22 protein-coding genes are annotated in these 22,127 nt (G+C 41.4%); 5 read left to right on the top strand and 17 right to left on the bottom strand.

Going from position 1 to position 22,127, the window contains the following annotated elements:
- Window positions 1-41 precede the first annotated feature (41 nt).
- The 7 genes from DZ860_RS20300 to DZ860_RS20270 form a co-directional block, all read right to left on the bottom strand.
- Window positions 42-1,103: a glycosyltransferase family 4 protein gene (locus tag DZ860_RS20300; RefSeq protein WP_120034779.1), complete on the bottom strand. Its 1,062-nt coding sequence runs from the start codon at window positions 1,101-1,103 to the stop codon at window positions 42-44.
- Window positions 1,081-2,589 (bottom strand): sigma-54-dependent transcriptional regulator, encoded by a 1,509-nt coding sequence (locus DZ860_RS20295; RefSeq protein ID WP_120034777.1) that lies wholly within the window; start codon window positions 2,587-2,589, stop codon window positions 1,081-1,083. Before DZ860_RS20295 ends, DZ860_RS20300 begins: the two co-directional genes overlap by 23 nt.
- Before the next feature lie 52 nt (window positions 2,590-2,641).
- Window positions 2,642-3,004, bottom strand: a complete 363-nt coding sequence (locus DZ860_RS20290) for an Hpt domain-containing protein (RefSeq protein WP_120034775.1) — start codon at window positions 3,002-3,004, stop codon at window positions 2,642-2,644.
- Between the two features lie 194 nt (window positions 3,005-3,198).
- Complete coding sequence (locus DZ860_RS20285) at window positions 3,199-3,897, bottom strand: AAA family ATPase (RefSeq protein ID WP_243641895.1); 699 nt, start codon at window positions 3,895-3,897, stop codon at window positions 3,199-3,201.
- Window positions 3,894-6,002 (bottom strand): SLBB domain-containing protein, encoded by a 2,109-nt coding sequence (locus tag DZ860_RS20280; RefSeq protein ID WP_120034771.1) that lies wholly within the window; start codon window positions 6,000-6,002, stop codon window positions 3,894-3,896. The genes DZ860_RS20285 and DZ860_RS20280 overlap by 4 nt, the downstream gene beginning before the upstream one ends.
- Window positions 5,992-6,828 carry an OmpA family protein gene (locus DZ860_RS20275; protein ID WP_120034769.1) on the bottom strand — a complete coding sequence of 279 codons (837 nt, stop codon included), beginning with the start codon at window positions 6,826-6,828 and terminating at the stop codon, window positions 5,992-5,994. The genes DZ860_RS20280 and DZ860_RS20275 overlap by 11 nt, the downstream gene beginning before the upstream one ends.
- A gap of 27 nt (window positions 6,829-6,855) precedes the next feature.
- Window positions 6,856-7,176, bottom strand: coding sequence for an STAS domain-containing protein (locus DZ860_RS20270; RefSeq protein ID WP_120034767.1), 321 nt, complete (start codon window positions 7,174-7,176; stop codon window positions 6,856-6,858).
- Between the two features lie 288 nt (window positions 7,177-7,464).
- Between DZ860_RS20270 and DZ860_RS20265 the strand changes: the two genes are divergently transcribed.
- Complete coding sequence (locus DZ860_RS20265) at window positions 7,465-8,316, top strand: DNA ligase (RefSeq protein WP_120034765.1); 852 nt, start codon at window positions 7,465-7,467, stop codon at window positions 8,314-8,316.
- A 163-nt stretch (window positions 8,317-8,479) separates the two neighbouring features.
- On the opposite strand, the gene DZ860_RS20260 is transcribed toward DZ860_RS20265, so the two are convergent.
- Window positions 8,480-9,850 carry an MATE family efflux transporter gene (locus DZ860_RS20260; protein WP_120034764.1) on the bottom strand — a complete coding sequence of 457 codons (1,371 nt, stop codon included), beginning with the start codon at window positions 9,848-9,850 and terminating at the stop codon, window positions 8,480-8,482.
- A 126-nt stretch (window positions 9,851-9,976) separates the two neighbouring features.
- On the opposite strand from DZ860_RS20260, the gene DZ860_RS20255 reads away from it, so the two are divergent.
- Window positions 9,977-10,585, top strand: coding sequence for a riboflavin synthase subunit alpha (locus DZ860_RS20255; RefSeq protein ID WP_120034762.1), 609 nt, complete (start codon window positions 9,977-9,979; stop codon window positions 10,583-10,585).
- A 79-nt stretch (window positions 10,586-10,664) separates the two neighbouring features.
- Here the strand turns inward: DZ860_RS20255 and DZ860_RS20250 are convergent, their stop codons facing one another.
- Entirely contained in the window at window positions 10,665-10,868 is a 204-nt protein-coding gene (locus DZ860_RS20250; RefSeq protein WP_120034760.1) for a CPXCG motif-containing cysteine-rich protein, read from the bottom strand.
- A gap of 29 nt (window positions 10,869-10,897) precedes the next feature.
- Window positions 10,898-11,764: a fructosamine kinase family protein gene (locus DZ860_RS20245; protein WP_120034758.1), complete on the bottom strand. Its 867-nt coding sequence runs from the start codon at window positions 11,762-11,764 to the stop codon at window positions 10,898-10,900.
- A 335-nt stretch (window positions 11,765-12,099) separates the two neighbouring features.
- On the opposite strand from DZ860_RS20245, the gene DZ860_RS20240 reads away from it, so the two are divergent.
- Window positions 12,100-12,444 (top strand): DUF3802 family protein, encoded by a 345-nt coding sequence (locus DZ860_RS20240; RefSeq protein WP_120034756.1) that lies wholly within the window; start codon window positions 12,100-12,102, stop codon window positions 12,442-12,444.
- A 23-nt stretch (window positions 12,445-12,467) separates the two neighbouring features.
- Here DZ860_RS20240 and DZ860_RS20235 read toward each other — a convergent pair whose 3' ends face one another.
- Together DZ860_RS20235 and DZ860_RS20230 are read right to left on the bottom strand one after the other, a co-directional pair.
- The gene (locus tag DZ860_RS20235; protein ID WP_120034754.1) at window positions 12,468-12,953 is read right to left on the bottom strand and encodes a C40 family peptidase; all 486 of its coding nucleotides are present in this window, start codon (window positions 12,951-12,953) and stop codon (window positions 12,468-12,470) included.
- A 16-nt stretch (window positions 12,954-12,969) separates the two neighbouring features.
- Window positions 12,970-13,752, bottom strand: coding sequence for a sterol desaturase family protein (locus DZ860_RS20230; protein WP_120034752.1), 783 nt, complete (start codon window positions 13,750-13,752; stop codon window positions 12,970-12,972).
- 133 nt (window positions 13,753-13,885) lie between these two features.
- Between DZ860_RS20230 and DZ860_RS20225 the strand changes: the two genes are divergently transcribed.
- Entirely contained in the window at window positions 13,886-14,629 is a 744-nt protein-coding gene (locus tag DZ860_RS20225) for a tRNA-uridine aminocarboxypropyltransferase (RefSeq protein ID WP_120034750.1), read from the top strand.
- Between the two features lie 312 nt (window positions 14,630-14,941).
- Complete coding sequence (nagK, locus tag DZ860_RS20220; RefSeq protein ID WP_120034747.1) at window positions 14,942-15,850, top strand: N-acetylglucosamine kinase; 909 nt, start codon at window positions 14,942-14,944, stop codon at window positions 15,848-15,850.
- Between the two features lie 107 nt (window positions 15,851-15,957).
- On the opposite strand, the gene DZ860_RS20215 is transcribed toward nagK, so the two are convergent.
- The 5 genes from DZ860_RS20215 to DZ860_RS20195 form a co-directional block, all read right to left on the bottom strand.
- Window positions 15,958-18,426 (bottom strand): bifunctional diguanylate cyclase/phosphodiesterase, encoded by a 2,469-nt coding sequence (locus DZ860_RS20215; protein WP_120034746.1) that lies wholly within the window; start codon window positions 18,424-18,426, stop codon window positions 15,958-15,960.
- 322 nt (window positions 18,427-18,748) lie between these two features.
- Entirely contained in the window at window positions 18,749-19,015 is a 267-nt protein-coding gene (locus DZ860_RS20210) for a DUF2960 domain-containing protein (protein WP_120034744.1), read from the bottom strand.
- 50 nt (window positions 19,016-19,065) lie between these two features.
- Window positions 19,066-20,841: a bifunctional molybdopterin-guanine dinucleotide biosynthesis adaptor protein MobB/molybdopterin molybdotransferase MoeA gene (locus DZ860_RS20205; RefSeq protein ID WP_120034742.1), complete on the bottom strand. Its 1,776-nt coding sequence runs from the start codon at window positions 20,839-20,841 to the stop codon at window positions 19,066-19,068.
- Window positions 20,838-21,425, bottom strand: a complete 588-nt coding sequence (gene mobA, locus DZ860_RS20200) for a molybdenum cofactor guanylyltransferase MobA (protein ID WP_120034740.1) — start codon at window positions 21,423-21,425, stop codon at window positions 20,838-20,840. Before mobA ends, DZ860_RS20205 begins: the two co-directional genes overlap by 4 nt.
- Entirely contained in the window at window positions 21,403-22,119 is a 717-nt protein-coding gene (locus DZ860_RS20195; RefSeq protein ID WP_120034738.1) for an energy-coupling factor ABC transporter ATP-binding protein, read from the bottom strand. Before DZ860_RS20195 ends, mobA begins: the two co-directional genes overlap by 23 nt.
- Window positions 22,120-22,127: the final 8 nt, after the last annotated feature.

Raw genomic sequence — 22,127 nt, 5'->3', positions numbered from 1 at the left:
AATTTATATTTAAGATGTTGATTTGTAGTTAATTAATCTGTCTATAGCGTATTTTTTTTAAATTGAGAATGATTCTGCGCTCTCATATTGCGATAAATTCGTATCAAATTAGGCATAACTGAATCAGTTGAAAAACGGGCGTTAATGGTTTTGCGAGCATTTTCACGTAACCGAGTTTGGACTGAATGAGACAATGAAAAAAAGTAATTCAACTTGTGAGCAATTTGCTGTGATGACTTAACCAAAAAACCATTGTGACCATTTTGAATTAGGCGCGATAGATCTCCTACATCGGTAGCAATAACAATGATTCCTCGTGCCATCGCTTCTAATGCGGTTAATGGTAATCCCTCATAGCGCGAGCAAATCACTAAAACACCAATGCTATTCCATGTCTCGGCCATGTCGTTTTGGTAACCGTGAAAAAAGAGATTGTTGGGTGACTGGCTAATGATTTTTCGTACCAATGGCCCATCGCCATAAATGTGAAAGTCCAATTTAGGTAAATCAATTGATAGCTGTTTAAATCGATCGGGCGCTTTTTCATGGCTAACTCTCCCAACGAAAGCGATTTGATGACCAAGTGATGGCTCTATATCGCTCGTTTCGATAAAGTTATTAAACCTAAGTGGTACAACCGGTAATTTCTTGCTGATCTTGTCACTAACAGCAATAGAGCGCTTAGATAATAATGCGCTATAGCGATCGAACCAGTCATATAATCGGACTCGCCCTTGAGGCGTTTCGCCTGCGTGATAAGTTGTAATTTGTGGTGTTGAAGTAAACAAGCACACTATTTTGGTTAGTAAGCTCGCTTTGTATCCATGAGCATGAACGGCAAGTGGTTTTTCGTTTATAAGCTGCTGATAGAAATGAGTCGCAGAAGTATTTTTGTCGTTGATATAGTAAACAGGAATAGAGAGAGCTTCGAGACGCTCAGCTAATAGCGAGGGAGTGGGGTAGCGCGTTACTAACCAAACAGAGACCGGTTGGTTAGCATTGCGTAACCCTGAAGCAAGCTGTTCTACATGGGTTTCTATGCCGCCCAGTGTAAAGCTATCAATGACTAGCCATACATCGTTATTGATGAGCTTTCTTTTCATCAACTTCAGCTTCCGTTTCCCAGGCTTGTTTCTTGCGGTAGACGGTTGATGGGCTCAATTCGAGTAGAACAGCGGCATTGAGAACATTTCCATCGCAATAATCGATCGCTTGCTGAATTGCTTCACGTTCAATTAGCCACATAGGTTGGATTTTTGGTTTGTCAGTGTACTCGTGATGTCGATGCTCTTCTTGCGAGTGAGTATGAGTATTGCGTTCTTCAACGACGGAAGCAACGGAGTCAGTTTGTAACGGTGTTGAAGTTTGAACAGGTGTTGAACGTTGAATTGGCACAATGCTGACGGTTTTTTTAGCTGTGGATTGAGTTATTTGTGCCGGTAAGTGTTCAGCATTGAGTTTTGTATCATTATTGAGGACAACAATGTTTCTAATGACATTTTGTAGTTGGCGAACATTACCCGGCCATCGATAGCGTTTCAATAATGACTCGGCATCTTTACTGATCTCTTTGAATTTCTTACCATCTTCTCGCGCATACAGTTTTAAGAAATGTGTTGCAAGAATGACAATATCGTTACCTCGTTCACGCAGTGGTGGCATTTCGATAGGAACGACATGAACACGATAGTAAAGGTCTTCTCTGAAGCGGCCTTCCTCAACCTCCAATAGCGGGTTGCGGTTAGTGGCACAAATAATCCGAACATCAACTTTAAGTTCTTTTGACGCACCTAACGGGGTGTAAGTACCGGTTTGTAAGAAACGCAGTAGTTTCTTCTGCATTTCAAGATCCATTTCACACAGCTCATCGAGGAATAGAGTTCCGCCATTCGCGAGTGTTGCTGCACCTTTTCGGTCATTGGTTGCACCAGTAAACGCCCCTTTTACATGACCAAATATCTCACTCTCCATCAGGTCTTTGGGGATTGCGCCACAATTGATCGCAACAAATGGCATGTTCTGACGGCGACTTTCTTTGTGTATAGCTTCAGCACACACTTCTTTACCCGTCCCACTTTCACCTATAATAAAAACACTAGCACTGGTAGGAGCAACGGAATCGATAATTTTGTATGCTCCCTGCATCGGGAGGCTTGAACCGATAAATCCATGAAAATGATGACGATCAAAACGATTTTCTATGTTCTCAACTAAGTGTTCTAATTTTGCTTGCTGTAGATGTAGGTTGATTGATGTTCGCAAACGGTCTGCGGTAATTGGCTTCTCAACGAAATCTTTGGCGCCTTTTTGTAACAGGTTGACAGCAATATCAACGGAACCGTGAGCCGTCGCTACAATGACAGATGTAGGAATTTGATTTTCTGTGATCCAATCTAGAATCTCTTCGCCATCCATATCTGGCAATTTTAAATCTAATATCACCAATTGGGGCATGTTGCGTTCTATGAACGCAATGGCTTCTCTTCCTGTTTCAACATGAAACATATCGTAAGCCTGATCCTTTACATATTGTTGATACAAGATTGCCAGAGATGTTGAATCTTCGATTAACAATACTTTAGTTCTCATTCGCGACATCCTTGTTATTTTCTAGCGACTGATTTGTTGTTCATTATTGGATTTAAAGGGAAGTAAATCCCTGTGTAAGACGTTGTTGAATCGCAGTTAAAGACGGTTGCGCGATATCAAGTAGCTCTTGTTTTAACTCAATAGTAGCTTGTGCTTGATTCTGTAGACATAAACCCTCAATTTTTCGAGCCAATTGGCCAAGAGGAATATTTCCTAATGCCAGCGCCGTACTCCCAAGAGTGTGGCTTTCAAACTCTAATGTTTTGTAGTCGCCCTCATCCATTGCTTGGTAAATAGCTGCTAAACGAGTGTTGGATTCTTCGAGGTAGTTATCAATTAGCATAGGAAGTATTTCGGGCCCCATATCCTTGAGCATTTGTTGTAATACTTCTTCACTAACTAGTTCGCTATGCATATCAGGTCCTTTTTATACCCTTGAGTCTTGAAATCTTGCTCGCTTCTAGGGTCTTATTGATTCGCTTGTTATAAGAATAGGTTAATTCTTTCAATTAGTTGTTGTTCTTTATGGAATAAATGTATTAATCATTGACGTCGGTCACGCAATAGCCATATTGATCTTAAGTTGAGTATTTTAGAAATAGAGCCCAATCAAGCGAGAGAATTGAGTAACGGGCTATTGAGTAAATAGTGATTGAGTTTTTTTCGCCATCGAGTAGGAACAAAGGGTATGCGTTTTAACTCACGGACCATCTCTTGACCTAAACTAGGTTGTTGATAAGTATTTAAAATAGTCCCTAGTAATTGGATCTGGTCGTTGTCAAGGTAGGCAGAGGCTTGCGCTAGTTGTGAACTGGTGTTGTGCCCAGTTCTAACCACAAGTAATGCCGCGTCACAAGAGAGAGCAACGGTATTTGCAGGAATATTGTCATTTGTCGCGTGCAGAATAGGTGAGGTATCTATCACTATTCGATCATACGTAGCTAACCACTTATTCAGATTATTTTTCAAAAAATCAGGGTCACGGTACGCTATTAAACTGCCGGTCTGGTTAGGGACAGTAACGCCAGTATAAATATGATGAGTCTTATGATGTTCTATCCAGTGAGTTAATTCATCATTAGTTTTATGCACTAAAGCGCTGTTATGAAAAGCGGGATTGTTGAGGTTAAGATCAACTAGCAATGTCGAATATCCCGCGAGTAGGAACCGTTCTGTCAATGCGGTGGCGACAGACGTTACACCGTCACCCGTATCGCATGCAGTAATACAAATAGAACGACACTGCTTCTGCTGTGTTTCCATAAATATCTGTTCTACTGGGAATAGCGTTGCTGGAATCGTCATCATAGCGCTCCAATTAAAACAATTGTCGTCGTGAGTCGGAGAATATCTTCCAAACCAACACGAGCTTTTTCCATGAAACTGTCGCGTCTATCGGGAATAAAAATGGTATCCCCAGCTCGTAACACAGGTAGTTGGTAAATGTTGGCGGTTTTACTGAACTGGATTAGATTGAATGTGCGAGCTTGCCCTTGACAACAAGACATGTTGACGACGGAAATTTTTTCGAGGTAGGCATTGTTACTAGGGCCGCCAGCTTCAGCTAATATGTCGAGAATGGTCATGTTGTCGTCGAATACATAACGGCCTGGTTTATTAATGGCTCCTAATACACGAACAGTTTCTTCTTTTGGATTATCCAGCCAAATCTTGTCTTTTTCAGGAATATAGATGGTATCGCCCATGGTGACACTTGGCAGCAGTTTCTCATCACCTGTTTCAAAATAGAGCGAAAGGTTGAGTTTACTGACGCGTGCGTAACTTTTATCGCGATGAGTGATTCGAATGTTGTGAATATCGGCATCCTTGGTAGGCCCATCAGCCGCTGAAAGTATATCGAGAAAATGCATATCTTCGGTAAAGCGATAGCGACCCGGTGCGTTGACTTGGCCAAAGACGTAGATAGAAGCATCTGAACTTTGACGGACCCATTGCGATTTGTTGTCTGATGGATCTTGAGGTAGATCGTGGATACGAATAATGGAACCAGCAGTCACCACTGGTAACTCCTGAATTGGAGCACCTTTTAGAATAAATTTATCTAAGTCGAAAGTGTGCAACTTGCCTCCGCTGGTCACCACTTCTATTTTGGATGTGTCAGCTCGTAATGTTGGGCCTCCTACATGAGCAAGTAAATCCATCAAATCCATTTCATCAGACCATTCGATACGACCCGGACGAACCACTTCGCCAATCACGCTCACTGCGCGGTCTGGAGATATTTTTAACCATGACTTTTCATTCATATCAGTTTTTTCTGGAATGAATATCGCGTCACCCGCTTGAATTGCCGGTGGGCTTTGTTTATTCAAGCCTTCGGTATATGCCGTAAGGTCAAATTTAACAATATTGCCATTTGCTTTAATTAGACGAATTTGGCGAGATTCTGCATAGCGAGTAGGGCCTCCCGCATTAGCGAGAATATCCATGAAAGAGGCGCCTTTTTTACCCTCATATGCTCCCGGATGGGCGACTTCACCCATGATGTAGACAACGTTGGCACCGGCCTTGATTTCTTCTTCTTGTTTGGGGACGAAAATCGTCGTACCTGCAGACAATTCCGGCAGTAGTTTTTCATTACCGGTATCTAAATAACGCTTAAGGTTAAACAGTGATGGGGTATTGTTACTGATGACCCGAATTTGTTCGACAGAAGCATAACGAGTCACACCACCTGCGCGCATTAACACATCAACGAGGTCAGTATTTTCTTTATAAGTAAATGAGCCCGGTGAGTTGACTTCACCAAAGACCTTAATCGCAGTGCGACTGTCTGCGCTATCACCAGAGTTCGCTTGTTTATTGGCATCAAACTGTTGTTCAACATTACCAACCAGCGGTGATGCGGGTACAAATAGGCTATCCAATGATTCCAATTTGGGTAGCAGTGTTTCGTCACCGCTATCTAAGAATGCTTTGTAGTTAAAAGGAATTCGTTCGCCTTTGCGTTTGAGTAACATGTTATTTAACTGGGCTCCTGAACGTAGGCCGCCAGCTGCATGGATTGCCATTTGAATATCGGCATTTTTTCCTAAGGTATATTCTCCAGGAGATTCGACATAACCTTGAACAGAGATAAGAATTTGCTGCTCAGCAATAAACACGGAGGCGGAGTTGAGATCGCGATATACATCATCAAGAGCATTGATAACAGCTTCTTGTAACTGCGCCTCATCATAACCAGCTACATACAAAGGGCCAACTTCCGGAAGATTGATTCGGCCGCGTTTGTCCACTTGGAATCCACGATTGAGAGATGATTCTCCGGGTAAATTAACTTGGATTAAATCACCGACTTGAACTCGCATATTCTCATCAACCGACGTTGTTTCAGCGAAGAGAGAAAAAGGAGAGAATATTAGAAAGCAAATTAAAAGAAATCTACTGATCATAATAACCTCCAACACTGTTGTTAACGGAGATCTCGTCGGTAGAAACAATTTCTATACTGACGCGTCGGTTGGTTAAACGTACACCGGGAGAATTACCCTCGTATAAAGGTAGTTCGTCACCTACAGATTGGGTCTGGATACGGTTGGTTTCTAAACCAAAAATAGTTAAGTAACGTTTGACTTGTTTTGCTCGGCCCATCGCTAAGTTTTGATTGTATTGATTATCACCTATAGCATCGGCATGACCTGTCACAGAGAGAGTTAGTGTTGGGTGTTCTCGAAGAATGTTAGCTGCCTGTGCAAGGTTCCCCATATATTTAGGGTTGACCTCTATAGAGTCGAATGCAAATTGATTATCAACATTGAGCAAATTGTATAGCTGATCAATGATGGCGAGTTGTTGTTGAAATGAATATTGATCGATAGGGGGGACACAACGTGTTTGAGATGTGACGTAATCTAACTGTAATTCCAATTCAGTTAATCGTCGACGCTGAATAACAAGATCATTGGCGGCATCCAACAGCAGGCCACCTTCCAATTCACGGGCGATACGGTTTTGCTTTTCCAATGCTTGTACCACGGCGGCAGGAAAGCACCAACGAGCCCCTTCTCTGATCAATGAATCAAGATGTAATTTGGTTAACTGCCAGTCGAAGCGTAGCCCATGCTCGGGACCAAGAGGTTCATCAGGCATGACAGGGGAAAAATCAGAATTTGGGTACTGTTCTGCAATTCCACCTGTCCCATAGTCTGGATAGTTAGTGCAAGCCATAAGAGATAGCGCAACAGTGAGCACCATTATCGTGTTTTTATCTACCCTCATGCCAACGTCCTTATTATCATTATCGTTTTAGTGTTTAATTGAATTTATCGGTATCGCTTGATCTATATGTAGAAGAGTCATTATCTCGAGTGGTTGTCCCGTTACGTTCTTAATTTTCATGTTGCGATCACGTTCAAGTAAACGTTTGTATAAGTAAACGATAGCTCCAACCCCTGAACTATCAAGGAATTGCACATGTTTGAAGTCGACTTCAACGTCATTGTGTGATGGATCTGCAATGACTTCATCCAATTGAACCTGAGCTTTTCTGCTTCCATTTGCGTCTAAATTGCCATTAAAGACGAGAACAAGATGAGTCTTTTGGCTGTCAATTCTACGTAGTTCCATCTGTGCTTCCTCAATCTAAGTGATAACTCTCTTAATAGAGCAGATAGCGTGCCAAACTGAATTTTCAAATTAATCAGCTACTTAAGTCAGCGTGGTGTGGCTATTCTCAAAATGAGAATTAGAAAATGTCAAATTGAGAGTAATGTTTTAAATTACTGTGCATGTAACACTGTTGTAACATTTATGTGCTATGCCGCTTCTCGTTTTTCATTATTCGAACCATATGTCCGTTGTTTTATAAAATTAATATAGCAAACTGGGGGAAATTGAAATATTGGGAACGCAAGGATGCAAATACGTCTGACAATTGTCGCCAGCAGTATTTTGTTTTCATTACAAATATCACAACCGGTATTCGCCACGTCGGAAGAGTATATGCCGCTGATGCATGCCAAGAATTATCAGGACGGGATCAATACGGCAGAATATTGGAAAAGTGAAAAACTAGATGGAATCCGCGCAATATGGAATGGGAAGGCATTAAAAACGCGCAGTGGAAAAAGTCTAATAGCACCGGAGTGGTTTACCGAGGCTCTGCCTAACTTTCCTGTCGAGGGAGAGTTATGGGCTGGAAGAGGGAATTTTCACATCGTTCAGCAAACTGTGTTAGATAAGACGCCCCATACTCAATCGTGGAAGAAAATATCTTTTATGTTGTTTGATATGCCTCATGCCGCAGGTGATTTTCGAAAACGTTATTTCAATATTGTGCATACGGTAAATCAAATTGATGTCGACCATATAAAATATGTGGTTCATACCCCTATAGCGTCTGAAGCGGAGTTATTTCATTACTTAGATAACGTGAGTGGTGAATCTGGTGAGGGAGTAATGCTGAGAAAGGTAACCAGTCGCTATCAAGCCGGGCGTAGCACCGATATTTTAAAGTTAAAGAAATTTCATGATGCCGAAGCTCGTGTCATTGGTTATCGAGTTGGGCGAGGGAAGTATCAAGGAATGCTAGGTTCTCTATTGGTAAAGCTAGACAATGGAATAGAGTTTTATATTGGTAGTGGATTTAGTGATGATCAGCGCAAACATCCCCCAGAAATTGGTTCGACCGTGACTTTTCGCCACAATGGGTACACAGATAATGGGGTGCCTAAATTTGCTCGGTATCTGCGTGAACGATCCAACTAGTCGAATCGCTTTATTGTTTACGCAATTGATTTCAAACGGTTAGTTTGATGTGAGTTATTAGATGTAAAAAGGTCAGCAAATGCTGACCTTTTATCACAATTCAATGCTACTTAAGCTACTTAGAACGATAGTTCCAAGTTTTTACTCTCCAATGAGTATCCGTTTATCTTTCTGAAAAACTAAATTGGACGCTTTCTGGCTGGTGGTGCATCCAACGAATGCGCAGGCCGAGCATGATTGCGGCCGCAGAAAGTCCGATGATAAAACCAATCCAGAATCCATAGGCTCCCATCGGTTCTACGACCCAATCGGTCATACCAAGAATATAACCCGATGGTAAACCAAGGATCCAGTAGGCGATAAAGGTTCGATTGAAAATCGCTGACATATCTTTGTAACCACGTAACGCACCTGCTGCGACCACTTGAATCGCATCGGTACATTGATAAACGGCTGCCAACAGTAATAGTTGAAGCGCCATTTTGATCACTTCTGGGTTGTCTGTATAAAGTAAAGCAATCTGCTCACGGAAAATAATGGTCAGTGCAGCCGTAACAAGTGAAAGGCAGAATGCCACACCAAGACCGACACGTGATGCAATCGCTGCTTCTTCGACAGAACCCTCACCCAGTCGGTGTCCAACACGAATGCTGGTGGCTGCACCGATACTCATTGGTAACATGAAAATGAGAGATGAAAAGTTTAGAGCAACTTGGTGCGAAGCCACAATCAATGAACCAAGTGGTGCGATTAATAAAGAGACGACAGCAAATAATGTCACTTCAAAAAATAGCGCAGCAGCAACAGGTAAACCCAGTTTGAATAAGCGTGATAGCGAACGCCATTCTGGCTTGTGGAAAGTACCAAATAGGTTGATATGTGCAACACGTTTTGCCGTTAGTACATAAGCCAACATCATCGCGAGCATAATCCAATATACAATTGCCGTAGCGACACCACAGCCAACACCGCCCATTTCAGGAAGTCCAAATTTGCCGTAAACAAAGATCCAGTTAAGTGGAATGTTACAAAGTAAACCGACAAAGCCGATAACCATCGCAGGTTTAGTTAAGGATAAACCGTCGGTAAAGCAACGCAATGCTTGGAATAGTAAGTATGCTGGTACGGCAAACATAACCGCATTCATATAGCCGATACTCTTATCCGCAAGGGCAGCCTCTACATCCATCCAGCCAAGAATTATCTGTGTTTGGAATAAAACAATAATAATTGGAACAGAAATTATCAGAGCCATGGCAATACCTTGATGAATTTCAAACGGAATTCTATCACGACGACCAGAACCATTAAGCTGAGCGACAATTGGGATTAACGCCATTAGCAAGCCGACGCCAAACAAAATTGAGGGCAACCAAATACTCGCCGCAATAGATACTGCGGCCATGTCGGTTGCACTTACGCCGCCAGCCATGACTGTATCGACAAATCCCATTCCCGTTTGGGCGACAGACGCAATCAACACGGGGGTTGCCAACTTAATTAGCTTGTTGGCTTCTTGTTTATAACGATGCAATTACAACACTCCGAACATAGAGAAGAGCAAATAGAGAGGATACCCAAAATTAGGCAATGTTTTGTTGTGCTGGATAATAAAGAAATGTCACACTAACTGCTATGAAAAAATAACAGAGAATGGACTATGTTTACCGGAATTGTTCAAGGTACTGCTGAAGTTGTCGATATTATAAAAAAAGAATCATTTCAAACACATGTTGTTCGTCTTGAACCTGAATGGTTAGATAACCTCAATATTGGAGCATCAATCGCACACAATGGATGCTGTCTGACGGTGACTAACATTGATAACAACCTTGTGAGCTTTGATTTGATGCAAGCGACATTGAGGCTAACTAATTTAGGACTGCTTCAGTTAGGTCAACGAGTCAACATTGAACGTGCCGCAAAGTTTGGTGATGAAATTGGTGGCCATAGCATGTCAGGCCATATTAGTTTGCAGGCGAAAATTAGCGAAGTTATTGATACACCCAATAATCGAACCATTTGGTTTGCATTACCCAATGAACATATGAAGTACGTATTAAGCAAAGGTTACATTGGCTTAGATGGCTGTTCTTTAACTATTGGCGAGGTTAGCGAAACGGGCTTTTGTGTTCATTTAATCCCAGAAACATTACAACGTACCTTGTTTGGCGAGCGCAAAGTAGGGGATAAAGTGAACGTAGAATTTGACCCTCAGACTCAAGCTATTGTTGATACTGTTGAGCGTATTATGGCGAATCGATACTAATTTAGGTAAATAGATGAGTCAGAAAAAAGAGCACTTTCGTGCTCTTTTTTTTAATATGACTTAGAGTTCGTCGTGTATTTTAAAATATCTGTTCATCATCTGCGTCGATGAAAAGCTCGATAGTCTCTCTTTGTTCATCGATCACCATATTAAGGTGAATGGCATTACAACAAGCAGGGCAGTCATCATAAAAGTTCTGATTCCCGTTCGATGCATCTAAAGTAATACCGATGGAGTGGCCGCAATGTGGACATGAGACCATCTTTTCAGTGAAATTATGCATTTCGTTTCTCCTACTTCTTAGTAAATCCTTTAAAACGACATGATCTCGTCAATGTAGCGTTGTGATTCTTCTAAGTAGTGGCCACCAAATTGATTGTAGTGGTTCAATACATGATAGAGGTTGTAAATAGGTTTACGGGCGTGATAACCGACATCGAGCGGATAAATGCTTTCATACCCTTGGAAGAACTCGGGTGGAAAACCACTGAATAATTCAGCCATGGCAATGTCACATTCTCGATCTCCCCAATAACTTGCCGGGTCATAACAGATCGCACCAAAGGTAGTATTGGCGACGTTGCCATGCCATAAATCACCATGAAGTAGTGATGGTCTAGGTTGATGATTGGCAAGTCTGTTTTGTACAAGCTGAGTAAATTCTTCTATATCAACAAGTTGAGTGCCTTTTTCTTTCAATAATTGTAGCTGCCAGCCAATTCGTTGCTCAGCAAAGAAACGAGACCATTTCCGATTCCATTGATTGGGTTGCAGAGTATTTCCGATGTAGTTGTCTTGATCGAAGCCATACTCGCGTTGTTCGCCCCATTGGTGCAGTTGAGCAAGTTGTTGACCAAACTGAAAGCTTTTCGTGACATCATCAAGCGGTTTAGTTGGGAGATAGTTTAAAATAAGGAAAGCATTGTCTTTTGTTGTGCCGAGCGTGACCAATTCCGGTACAGATACCGTCGAGGTTTCTCTTAAGCGTTTGATGTTCTCAGCTTCCATTTCAAACTGAGCAAAAAAACTGCGACGATTGATTTTTATAAAATAGCGTTGTTCACCATCGCTGATCATATAACAATCACATATTTCCCCGCCGGTAAGTTTCGTTTTTTCAACAATATTGAATGAAAACATTAAGGTTTCTGAAAGCTGTTTCGAGATTGCTTGCCACATAATCTATCCTTAAGCCTATTCACTTATGCTTGTTATTGTAGGTCAAGGTATGCAACGTGTCCGACTACGAGTGCAAAGAAATTAGATAATTCACGTAGAAGCGAAAATTAATCCGAAAATTTGTGAGCACAATCATTATCCTAAAGAGGGTATTAAGTATTTGTGTTTCTTATACACAGGCAAAAGAGTAAAGTCTTAGGCGAAGGATTCGGTGTTACTCGAGTAATCGCGTGATTTAGCTCGGGTCTCATACAATATGTGCTTTTTGTATTGTTATTACTTTTGAACACAAGCATATGAAATCTTTAACTATCACAATTTAATGGAGTCGCAGTGTGGTTGTTGAAACCGATGGTTACCTAGCCTTAATAGAGCATTTGGCATCAAACTTAGCTATTTTCGCTTCTGATGATGGTGACACTGGTGATGAGAGTGTCGAAGACGTTGTCACTGATATGATTGCTAGCAATATTATGGCAATTTTCGAACAAAACCCAGAATTGCATTCTAGTGTACGATTTAAGCTACTGAAAGAGGCTGATTCAGTAGTGGAAGATTTAGGGGAAGTTCTTGCTGGTGTATGGAAGAGAAAGGCAACTAATGAGCAGATTGCCTTTCTAGATGAGTATATCGCTTTGGTAAAAAACCTGTTTGATACTGCAGTCGCTAAATACGATTAGAAACAAACGAGTATTTTCAGTCCTCATAGGCGGGTATTTACCCGCCTAAAATGCCAAAATTTAGAGGCCCAGTAAGGGTTATCTAATCGAGAAATGATAACGCCTTTTGATGTTGATGCATGCATGAACTGGTGGTTTCCAATAAAGACTCCCACGTGGCGCACTTGCCATGATGTTTTAAAAAAAACCAAATCGCCTATCTTAGCCTCATCGTAATCGATCTCAAATCCAACATTAACTTGCTGTTTAGTTGTTCTAGGCAATGGGATATGGAGTGCTTCTTTGACAGCTGTTTGCACAAACGCCGAGCAATCCACGCCATTTAAGGCGGTTCCTCCAAGTCGATAAGGTGTGCCTTGCCATACTTTGAAAACCTGCATTAATGAGTCACGATCGACGAGAGCCTGTTGGTTGTTCTCTGCCGTTTCGTGTGTTGATGGTGAGCTTGAGCATGCGGTTAGTACGACACAGCTAAACAGTATCAAAAGGCGTAAAGCGAAGTTAGTCATGAGAGTAAAAAGCCTCTTAGCGAAAAGGTTGCGTGAGCATTTTATCAATCCATTGCTCTCGTGGTTTTTGAAATAATGGAATACCAATTTTGACACCATCGTGTCCTTCTTTAGGCTGCGCTTGATAAGTTCTAAACCAGCGATCCCAAATAGAGAGGAAAAATCCAAAGTTAGAATGGGTTTCTTTGACGATGATAGAGTGATGGACGCGATGCATATCCGGCGTCACGATGATTTTTCTCAACCATTTGTCGACGGAAATAGGCAGTCTCGCATTACTGTGATTAAACATAGCGCTGACGTTAAGAATGATCTCGAAGATTACGACTGCAATTGGAGAAACGCCAAGAATGATGACTAGTGCGATTTTAATCCACATCGAAAGAATGATTTCAATCGGATGGAATCGACTGCCGGTTGTCACATCGATATCTTGATCGGCATGATGCATTCGATGTAATCGCCATAACCACCTAGAACGGTGAAATAGAACATGCTGAAAGTAGATAGCGGCATCGAGTAGTAATACGGACACGAGAATATTAAAACTTGATGGCATAGCGATTAGATGGAATAAACCCAATTGGTTTTGCGCTGCAAATTGTGCACTTTCAAACGCCAAGACCGGCATGAAAATCATTAGGCATAAAGAATTTAACCCAACTAGGCCGAGGTTGTTCAGCCAGCGATTAAATTTGTTTTGAGTGAGTTTTTTACGTGGAGCCAACCATTCCCAAATGGCACAGAGAATAAGTGCAATGAGAAAAAAACTTAAACGAATCAGATCAGTATTTTCCATACTATTTTCCACGCTATGGCTTCCTTTGAAAATTTCACATGCCTTGTAGAGTGACGCTTACTTGAAACAGTTGCTTGCAACTGTCACGGCGCAGGGTAAAATCTGCCGTCTTTAGTATTATCAACGAATCCTTATGAGAATCCACGCTTTTCATCGCTTATACCAACAACGCTTAGCGTTATCGACAAAACCGTTTAATGCGAGAGGTTGTAAAGTCATTCGTTGCCAATATTGCCAAGTTGCCGAAGCATTTTGTTTATGCCCTCATCAACCGGACATTTCTTCCGATATCGCAGTGATGTTATTGGTTTCAGATAATGAAGTTTTTAAACCAAGTAATACGGGTCGTTTGATTGTCGATACCATTAAAGAAAGCTATGTCTATCAATGGAGTAGAACAGAGCCTGATGCTGAAATGCTTGCTCTGTTAGCCAATCCGACTTACCAACCGATTATTGTTTTTCCTGATGAGTATGTCGATGATGAGAAACGTTTGGTTGGAGAGGATGTTGGCAACATTTTACAGGGCAAAACCCCGTTGATTATTTTATTAGATGGCAGTTGGCGAGAAGCGCGACGCATTTTTAGAAAATCACCATACTTGGACCATCTTCCAGTGCTTTCGGTTAATCCTGAAAGCATCTCTCAATATATGATGCGACAGTCAGATAAAGAACAGCATTTATCAACAGCAGAAGTCGCAACTCTGGTTCTTGAGCAGTTAGGGGAAGATTTAGCAGCTAAGACTCTAAAGCAGTGGTTTGAGGTGTTTCGTGAGAGCTATATGCTAAGTAAAACTCGAATGAAAACAGACAAGTCACGCCCAGTACTACAGCAATATTTAATGATGCATGAAAGCGAAAATTTAGACATTTAGATGCTTATCCGTGACTTCAATGACTTATTCGCAGTGAAATCTATCCTAGGTCACGGATTGTATACGTCACTATATGGATAATGAAATCAATTTATAATTGTAATTAGCGTATTGTTATCTGCCCATTTTTTAAAGGATGAGAGAGTATTTCTATAACAAAAGACGACTTTAGTCTGTTTTTTAGACAAACTTTCTATTTTGTATTGAGATTGTATTTGGTTTTTGCATATTTATTGTGTTCAACAATCTATTTAAATTCATATAACATCTTGAAAATATGGAATAATAACGGGAATTTCTAGGAGAGAATTGATGTACTACGGCTTTGATGTAGGTGGCACTAAAATTGAATTTGGTGCATTTAACCAACAATTAGAACGTATCGCGACGGAACGAGTTGCTACACCAACCGATAATTATGAACTATTGGTCGACACTATCGCTGATCTTATTCGTAAATACGATGCGCAGTTTGGCTGTGAGGGTAAAGTCGGTTTGGGTCTTCCCGGTATGGAAGATGCGGATGATGCGACAGTTTTGACTGTTAACGTACCAGCCGCGAAAGGGAAACCACTACGCGCTGATCTTGAAGCTAAAATCGGCCGAAGCGTTAAAATAGAAAATGATGCTAACTGCTTTGCTCTGTCGGAAGCTTGGGATGATGAATTAAAAGACGCGCCATCAGTAATGGGCTTAATTTTAGGCACTGGATTTGGTGGTGGGCTTATCTATGAGGGCCAAGTTTTCTCTGGTCGTAACCACGTAGCTGGTGAACTGGGTCATATGCGTCTACCCATTGATGCTTGGTTCCATCTAGGTGACAACGCACCTTTATTAGGTTGTGGTTGTGGTAAGCAAGGTTGCATTGATAACTATTTATCAGGTCGCGGTTTTGAGCTTATTTATGAGCATTATTTTGGTGAACACCGCGCAGCTATTGATATCATTAAAGCTCAAGCTGAGGGAGAAGCAAAAGCTGTAGAACACGTAGAACGCTTTATGGAGTTGCTTGCTATTTGTTTTGCGAACATTTTTACCGGTAATGATCCTCATGTGGTCGTACTAGGTGGTGGTTTGTCGAATTTCGATATGATCTACGACGAAATGCCAAAACGCATTCCTAAATATCTACTTTCTGTCGCTAAGTGTCCAAAAATTGTCAAAGCGAAGCACGGTGATTCAGGCGGTGTTCGCGGTGCTGCATTCTTAAATATTAAGTAATGTCTGATACTGCATACTATTGAGTGTTGATAAGGCTTATTTCGGTAAGCCTTTTGCTCTTTATTAGTCCGATCTTAGAATAGTCTTTGAGGATCAATTGCTCTCTTTTACTCCATCAGCGCCAATGCTTGCTCTAATGGTACTGGGCGACTGATGTAATATCCTTGCGCATAACAGCATCCCATCTGACGTAGTATATTCATCTGGCTTTCCGTTTCGACGCCCTCAGCAATCACATTCAAACCCAATTGAGTCGCAAGCATATTCACCGATTCAACCAACACCGCGTTATTCTTATCGGTTTCAATATCTTTGATAAATGAGCGGTCGATTTTCAAAATATCGACAGAGCTTTTCATTAAGTTTGAAAATGAAGCAAAGCCAGTACCAAAGTCATCTAAAGCGACTTTTAATCCTTTTTTACGTAATTTTGCAATGAGGTCTTGTACTGCTGGTTTATCTTCTAAAGGAATCGACTCAGTAATTTCAATCACCAAATCCTCATGGGTTAATCCATACACATTGAGCATGGCTGAAATAGAGTTCTCATTAGGATCTTCTTGAGCGAGTTCTTCTATAGAACGATTGATTGAAATGACAATATCGTTGTGACCTCGTGCTTTGAAAAGCAGGATATCTTGGCAAACTTGTGTGAGGATTAATTTGCCCAACTTAGTAATATAGCCAAACTGTTCCGCAATAGGGATAAACTCAACTGGTGAAATCGGCACACCATCTTCAGTCCAACGAGCGAGTGCTTCAAACTTTACAATCTGGTTATTAGTCAGGTTAACGATTGGCTGATACTCGACATGTAAGCGACCTTGTTCGAGGGCTTTACGTAGTTTTACGCTTAATTCTTGGCGGCGCACCACATTCTCTTCCAAAAATTTAGAATAACGAACGCTGGATTCTAATGGCATCGCTTTTGCTTCATCGAGGGCAAATTTCGCTTGTGTTAAGGGGTGTGTGGTAATTGAGTCTTGTAATGGCGTTGAGTAACCGACGTTAATATTAAGCTTGATTGAATGCCCCTCAATAATGAATGCCGTTTCGATGATCGCTTGAATTCGGTCTACCATAGCTTCAACATAGTGAGGTTCAATGCTATTGACAGAAATAGCAAACTGGTCGGCTCCGTACCGAGACACAACGGCTTCATCTTTAAGGTGTGTTTGTAGGTTTTGAGCAACATAGCGAAGGATTTTGTTACCAAACGCTTCGCCATAAGTATTATTGATGGTAGAGAAATGACTGATATCGAACACGATGACTGAGATTCCAGTGAGGTTGCGTTCAATATGTTGAATGAACTTAGAGCGAGTAATTAGCCCAGTAACACTCTCACTATTTTTGTAGTAAAACAATTCTCGCTCGATATTTTTTTGCGCACTTAAATCATCAAATACTGCAATATAATTCTTAATATCACCGTCGACATTTTTAATCACAGAAATAGATAGACTCTCGGGGTAAAGTGCTCCACTTTTCGTTTGGTTCCAAACTTCACCTTCCCATCGTCCTACTGTGCGTAATGTAGACCACATATCAGCATAAAAACTATGATCGTGAAGATTTGATGAGAATATTGAAGGACATTGTCCAATTAAGTCGTCGTGGGTATATCCGGTAATGTCCGTGACTTGGGAGTTGATGCTCATTATCTTGTTGTTTTTATTGGTGATGATGACGCCTTGTCCAGACAGTTCGATAATTTCATTCGCCATATAATGTTGATTTTCTAGTTCACTTAAATAAGTAATGTTACGAACGGTTCCCTCGATACTTTTCAATTTTTTATCTGAGTCATAATATTTGGTGTAGGCGATTTCAAGTTGTAACCCTTTAATTGAATCTTCCTTATTGATGACTAAGGTTGATACGACATTGGGTGAACTGGTATCCGATATGAGATCTTGAAAGTCTTCAGAATGCCTAAAAACATGTTGGCAAAAAAATTGGCTAAATAGTAAGTCTTGATGTTCATCAATTGAAAAGATTTGAGCTAAGTGTTTGGAGTAACAAAATTGATTGTGTTTTACATCCCAGCGCCAAGAGCCGATATTTGCGATTGCCTCACTACGTTCAAATTGTTTTAGTAGTGTTGTTTTTTCGGTCATCAAGAGCTGTTGAACGATATTCTTGCCAATCAAATAGCCAAGTGTCAGTAGCCAATCACGATCAAATTCTGCTTTAGTAATATAGTGGTCGTACAATAAAGCCAATACGCCTAAAATATTACCGTCTTGATCAAGTAGAGGGATCCCAAGATAGCTTTCAGCATTCAAATCTTGCAGCGCTTTGTCGTATGGGAATTGTTGTTGGATATGCTCAGAGAATAGACAAACATCGAGCTTAGTTTGTACTATATCACATGGTGTACCTGACAAAGGGTATTTAAAATTAGGCTGTAGCTTTCCGCGATGGAGATAGGCGAGTGTGTCGGCGTTGTTTTGATTAAATCTCGCGATCAAGCAATGTTCAGGAAGGTAACGTCGGTAGACTTCTTCCAAGCAGTGTAAATAAAGTTCATCTTCATTTTTTGCGTTGATGATTTCTCTGAGTAGAGATTCCATTACTGACCTTTATGGGATAGTGGACGTTAATACTTTCACTAGCTTATCAAGGAGTAGTTGTCTTTTGTAGAGGTGCTCGTTGCAAAATTGTTGTAATATGTAACTTGAGTGATTGTTTTTCTTGAATTAATCTTAAAAAACGCAGCTTAATAGGGAAACTGGGAGGAAGGAAGCACAGTTTCATACTTCCTTAATTGTGGTAGGCCCGATCAAAATTGCGGCATATTGGCTTTGTTAATCCAATCACCGATTTTATTTAGGCATAGGGAGAATAACCCCTTTTCGCCGACCTACGACTTTAAATTATACGGGTATCGTAAGACTATTGGTCTTTTTTACCAACGCCACGATTTTCTTTTTGTTTTAGCGTGATTTTGTCAAAACCGAGTTTTCTGAAGTGGTTATCACGGTAATTGCGCACCGCTTTAGTATCAGAAATTGCTTCAATTTGTTGTTCCATTGCTAGAAATGCTGAAATATCAATACCTTCTGCTTCCGCAACCGCTTCGTGGATGTTTAAGTGTTTTTGGTACGAAAACGTCAGTTCTTTGTCTTCACCTTTATAGGTGTATAGGATAGTGCGAGCCATGTTCATCTCTGAAGAAAAGGCCAGCTAAACTGGCCTATAAATAACTAGGGTTAGATTCTGCCCTGAAGTGGGATAATTGTCACGTTTTCTCCAACTTTCACCGTATCTACAGATGGAGATATCTCAATAAGGCAATTGGCCTCACTCATTGAACGAAGAATCCCAGAGCCTTGTTTGCCGGTTGTTCTTACCGTCATTCGACCAGTTTCATCAAACTGATAAAAGCCACGGCTGAATTCGGTACGACCTTGTCGAGAGCGTAAGTCTTCTGTAGCGATAGCAGATACTTTCAGTGGCTGCCAATTTAGTTCACCTTGCATTTTACGTAGCGCAGGCTCAACAAAATTGATAAAGGAGACCATAACTGCGACGGGGTTACCCGGCAATCCGAAAAATGGCTTATTATTGATTTGACCAAACGCTAATGGGCGACCAGGGCGCATGTTAATACGCCAGAAATCAATTTGTCCCAATCTATCTAATGCTAATTTAACGTAATCAGCGTCGCCAACGGAAACACCACCAGAGGTAATCACAACATCCGCTTGTAAAGCGGCGGATTGCAGTGCATCAACCATAAGTTGCTCGTCATCTTGTAAGATCCCGAAATCGATAATCTCACAGCCAAGCTTCTCTAATAATCCCATTATGGTGAAACGATTAGAGTCATAAATAGAGTTGCTCTGTTGCGCGGTCCCTGGTGCTTGAACTTCATCACCGGTTGAGAAAATCGCGACTTTCAGTTTGCGAAAAACGGGACATTCACCAAATCCTAGCGAAGCGAGCATTCCCATTTCTGCGGATTCAATACGACATCCTTTAGTGAACACATCACTGCCAATAGCAAGATCTTCTCCGGCTTGGCGTACGTTCTGGCCACGTTTGATGGTTGCATTAGGAAAACGAACAGTGTTCTCTTGGTGCTCCGCTTGCTCACGCATAATGACGGTATCACCATTTAATGGAGTAGGGGCTCCAGTCATGATTTTTACAGCTTGGCCTAGCTCAAGAGCGGGTTCATAGGCATGGCCCGCTAAGACTTCAGCAACAACGTTGTATTGCTCGCGACCTAAATCATCGCCGCGGATAGCGTAGCCATCCATTGCTGAGTTCGTGTATTGCGGAACATTAACGGGAGAAATAATATCGTTTGCGAGCACACGTCCATAGGTTTGTTCAATAGTACAAACTTCGGTATCGCTTACTGTGTCGACTAATGAAAGAATTTTTTCTTGCCCTTGAGTAACCGAAAGAAACGCAGGTGAAAGCGTATCACAGCAAGATGATCCTTTATCGGATTTTGGGCTGGTGATCTCAGTAACGTAGTTCAGCACGAATTGCGCGATAGCATCGAGATCATTGATATCCATTTGTGGCAGGTCGGTATCACTTTGTGAGCTATCTGATGCAATGGCAATAATATTGTCATCACTTGGGTATAACCACGGCTTACCAATCTCAGCACGATGCAGTTCTATCTTAGGAAAAGCAATGTTTTTACAACCTTCAACAAGAATAACGTCTAGCTTTTGATCATCAAAACGGCTTAATAGGTAATCAAATTCAGATTCACTCTCAGGCGTTTCTGTCATCAATGCATAACGGTTGCGAGATGAAATCAACATTTGACTAGCGCCGGCTTTGCGCAAGCGGTAGCTGTCTTTACCTGGTTGGTCTACATCAAAGTTATGATGAGCATGTTTAAGCATGCCAATACGTAAACCTGCTTGTGTCAACTTAGGTAGTAACGCTTCAATTAGAGTTGTTTTACCTGTACCTGAATATGCAGCAAAGCCGAGAACAGGAAGCTGAGTAGTCGTTATCATGATTCTAATGTCCCGAAATTTGCCAACTCTTCTGGCGTATTGAGGTTTACAAAGCACTGAGGTGAGTCGCTAAAATCAACATAACTCGTGTTACATTCATTATAAAGTAGGATGATCTTTCGGTCACCGCGCTCTAAAAATGCCGTTAGTTTAGGTAATACGCGTTTATGGTAAAGAGTAAAAACCGGTTGTTGGTGATCGCCATCATGAGCGACCAAGATATCTGAATCCGGTTGAACCGCTTGACAAAAACGGGCAACTAAGTCGGTGTTGACTTGTGGACTATCACAGGGGACAAATCCAACCCAATCGGTTTCTGCATGGTTTAAACCAGCGTGAATACCACCCATTGGGCCTGGGAAATCTTTAAATTGATCGCTAAAAACAGGGCCAAATTGGCGATATGTTTCTTGGTTGCGATTCGCATTGATTAAAATGCGTGGTGTTTGTGGTGATAGGCGCTCAATAACGTGAGCGATAAGCGGTTTTTGATTCAGTGTAATTAAACCTTTATCTTGGCCGCCCATGCGACTGGCTTGACCGCCAGCCAAAATAACCCAACTAGTTTCCGTTGGAAGTAGCATAAGAATTCTCTTGCTTAACGTCTGAAATTACTTGTAACAAAGGTGACTCTATCAGAGTTGAGTCTTTTATCCACCATTGTTTGTGGCACAAATCGGTCAACGCATTTTTTTGATGACTAGTGATGACGATACTTGACCCTTTTTTGAGCAAGTCTTTGGCCAGTAAAACTAAACGGTCGATTGATTCTTGATCTAACGAAGCGCTTGGCTCATCCATCAACAGGATAGATGGAGTTAGAATCCAGGCTCTTGCCATCGCGACGCGTTGCTTTTCACCACCAGAAAGTACGGAGATGTGTTCATCTGCAAGGGTTTCTAAGCCTACTTTTCGTAGCGCAAATATCACTGCTGCACGCTTGTCTTGCGTTGACATTTTTTGAAAACGAATACCATAAGCGACGTTTTGATAAACCGAACCATCAAAGAGGTAAGGTGCTTGATGTAGATACACCACGTCACGTCGGCCACTCCGGGCTGAAAAACGTTGAAGAAAGCTATCGTGTGGTGCAATTACTTTGCCGGTGGTTGGCTTGAGTAGGCCAGATAAAATTTTCAGTAAAGTGGTTTTACCTACACCGTTATCACCTTTTAAATAAATTGCATCATTCGGACCAATTGATAATTCAGGAATATGGAACAGCACTCGATTCTTAAATCTCATTGAGAGCTGTCGTGCAGTAATTTTTATCGTCATACAGCGCC

Source organism: Vibrio sinensis, assembly GCF_003605645.1.
GTDB lineage: Bacteria > Pseudomonadota > Gammaproteobacteria > Enterobacterales > Vibrionaceae > Vibrio > Vibrio sinensis.
This window is presented reverse-complemented; position numbering and strand designations above follow the sequence as displayed.

Excerpts from the sequence above, each read along its gene's own strand:
- DZ860_RS20270 (WP_120034767.1), bottom strand. The coding sequence starts at position 7,176 with ATGGAACTACGTAGAATTGACAGCCAAAAGACTCATCTTGTTCTCGTC.
- DZ860_RS20205 (WP_120034742.1), bottom strand. The coding sequence starts at position 20,841 with ATGATAACGACTACTCAGCTTCCTGTTCTCGGCTTTGCTGCATATTCA.
- DZ860_RS20225 (WP_120034750.1), top strand. The coding sequence starts at position 13,886 with ATGAGAATCCACGCTTTTCATCGCTTATACCAACAACGCTTAGCGTTA.
- nagK (WP_120034747.1), top strand. The coding sequence starts at position 14,942 with ATGTACTACGGCTTTGATGTAGGTGGCACTAAAATTGAATTTGGTGCA.
- DZ860_RS20280 (WP_120034771.1), bottom strand. The coding sequence starts at position 6,002 with ATGATCAGTAGATTTCTTTTAATTTGCTTTCTAATATTCTCTCCTTTT.
- DZ860_RS20195 (WP_120034738.1), bottom strand. The coding sequence starts at position 22,119 with ATGACGATAAAAATTACTGCACGACAGCTCTCAATGAGATTTAAGAAT.
- mobA (WP_120034740.1), bottom strand. The coding sequence starts at position 21,425 with ATGCTACTTCCAACGGAAACTAGTTGGGTTATTTTGGCTGGCGGTCAA.
- DZ860_RS20255 (WP_120034762.1), top strand. The coding sequence starts at position 9,977 with ATGTTTACCGGAATTGTTCAAGGTACTGCTGAAGTTGTCGATATTATA.
- DZ860_RS20230 (WP_120034752.1), bottom strand. The coding sequence starts at position 13,752 with ATGGAAAATACTGATCTGATTCGTTTAAGTTTTTTTCTCATTGCACTT.
- DZ860_RS20215 (WP_120034746.1), bottom strand. The coding sequence starts at position 18,426 with ATGGAATCTCTACTCAGAGAAATCATCAACGCAAAAAATGAAGATGAA.
- DZ860_RS20300 (WP_120034779.1), bottom strand. The coding sequence starts at position 1,103 with ATGAAAAGAAAGCTCATCAATAACGATGTATGGCTAGTCATTGATAGC.
- DZ860_RS20265 (WP_120034765.1), top strand. The coding sequence starts at position 7,465 with ATGCAAATACGTCTGACAATTGTCGCCAGCAGTATTTTGTTTTCATTA.
- DZ860_RS20250 (WP_120034760.1), bottom strand. The coding sequence starts at position 10,868 with ATGCATAATTTCACTGAAAAGATGGTCTCATGTCCACATTGCGGCCAC.
- DZ860_RS20235 (WP_120034754.1), bottom strand. The coding sequence starts at position 12,953 with ATGACTAACTTCGCTTTACGCCTTTTGATACTGTTTAGCTGTGTCGTA.
- DZ860_RS20290 (WP_120034775.1), bottom strand. The coding sequence starts at position 3,004 with ATGCATAGCGAACTAGTTAGTGAAGAAGTATTACAACAAATGCTCAAG.
- DZ860_RS20275 (WP_120034769.1), bottom strand. The coding sequence starts at position 6,828 with ATGAGGGTAGATAAAAACACGATAATGGTGCTCACTGTTGCGCTATCT.
- DZ860_RS20245 (WP_120034758.1), bottom strand. The coding sequence starts at position 11,764 with ATGTGGCAAGCAATCTCGAAACAGCTTTCAGAAACCTTAATGTTTTCA.
- DZ860_RS20210 (WP_120034744.1), bottom strand. The coding sequence starts at position 19,015 with ATGGCTCGCACTATCCTATACACCTATAAAGGTGAAGACAAAGAACTG.
- DZ860_RS20285 (WP_243641895.1), bottom strand. The coding sequence starts at position 3,897 with ATGATGACGATTCCAGCAACGCTATTCCCAGTAGAACAGATATTTATG.
- DZ860_RS20295 (WP_120034777.1), bottom strand. The coding sequence starts at position 2,589 with ATGAGAACTAAAGTATTGTTAATCGAAGATTCAACATCTCTGGCAATC.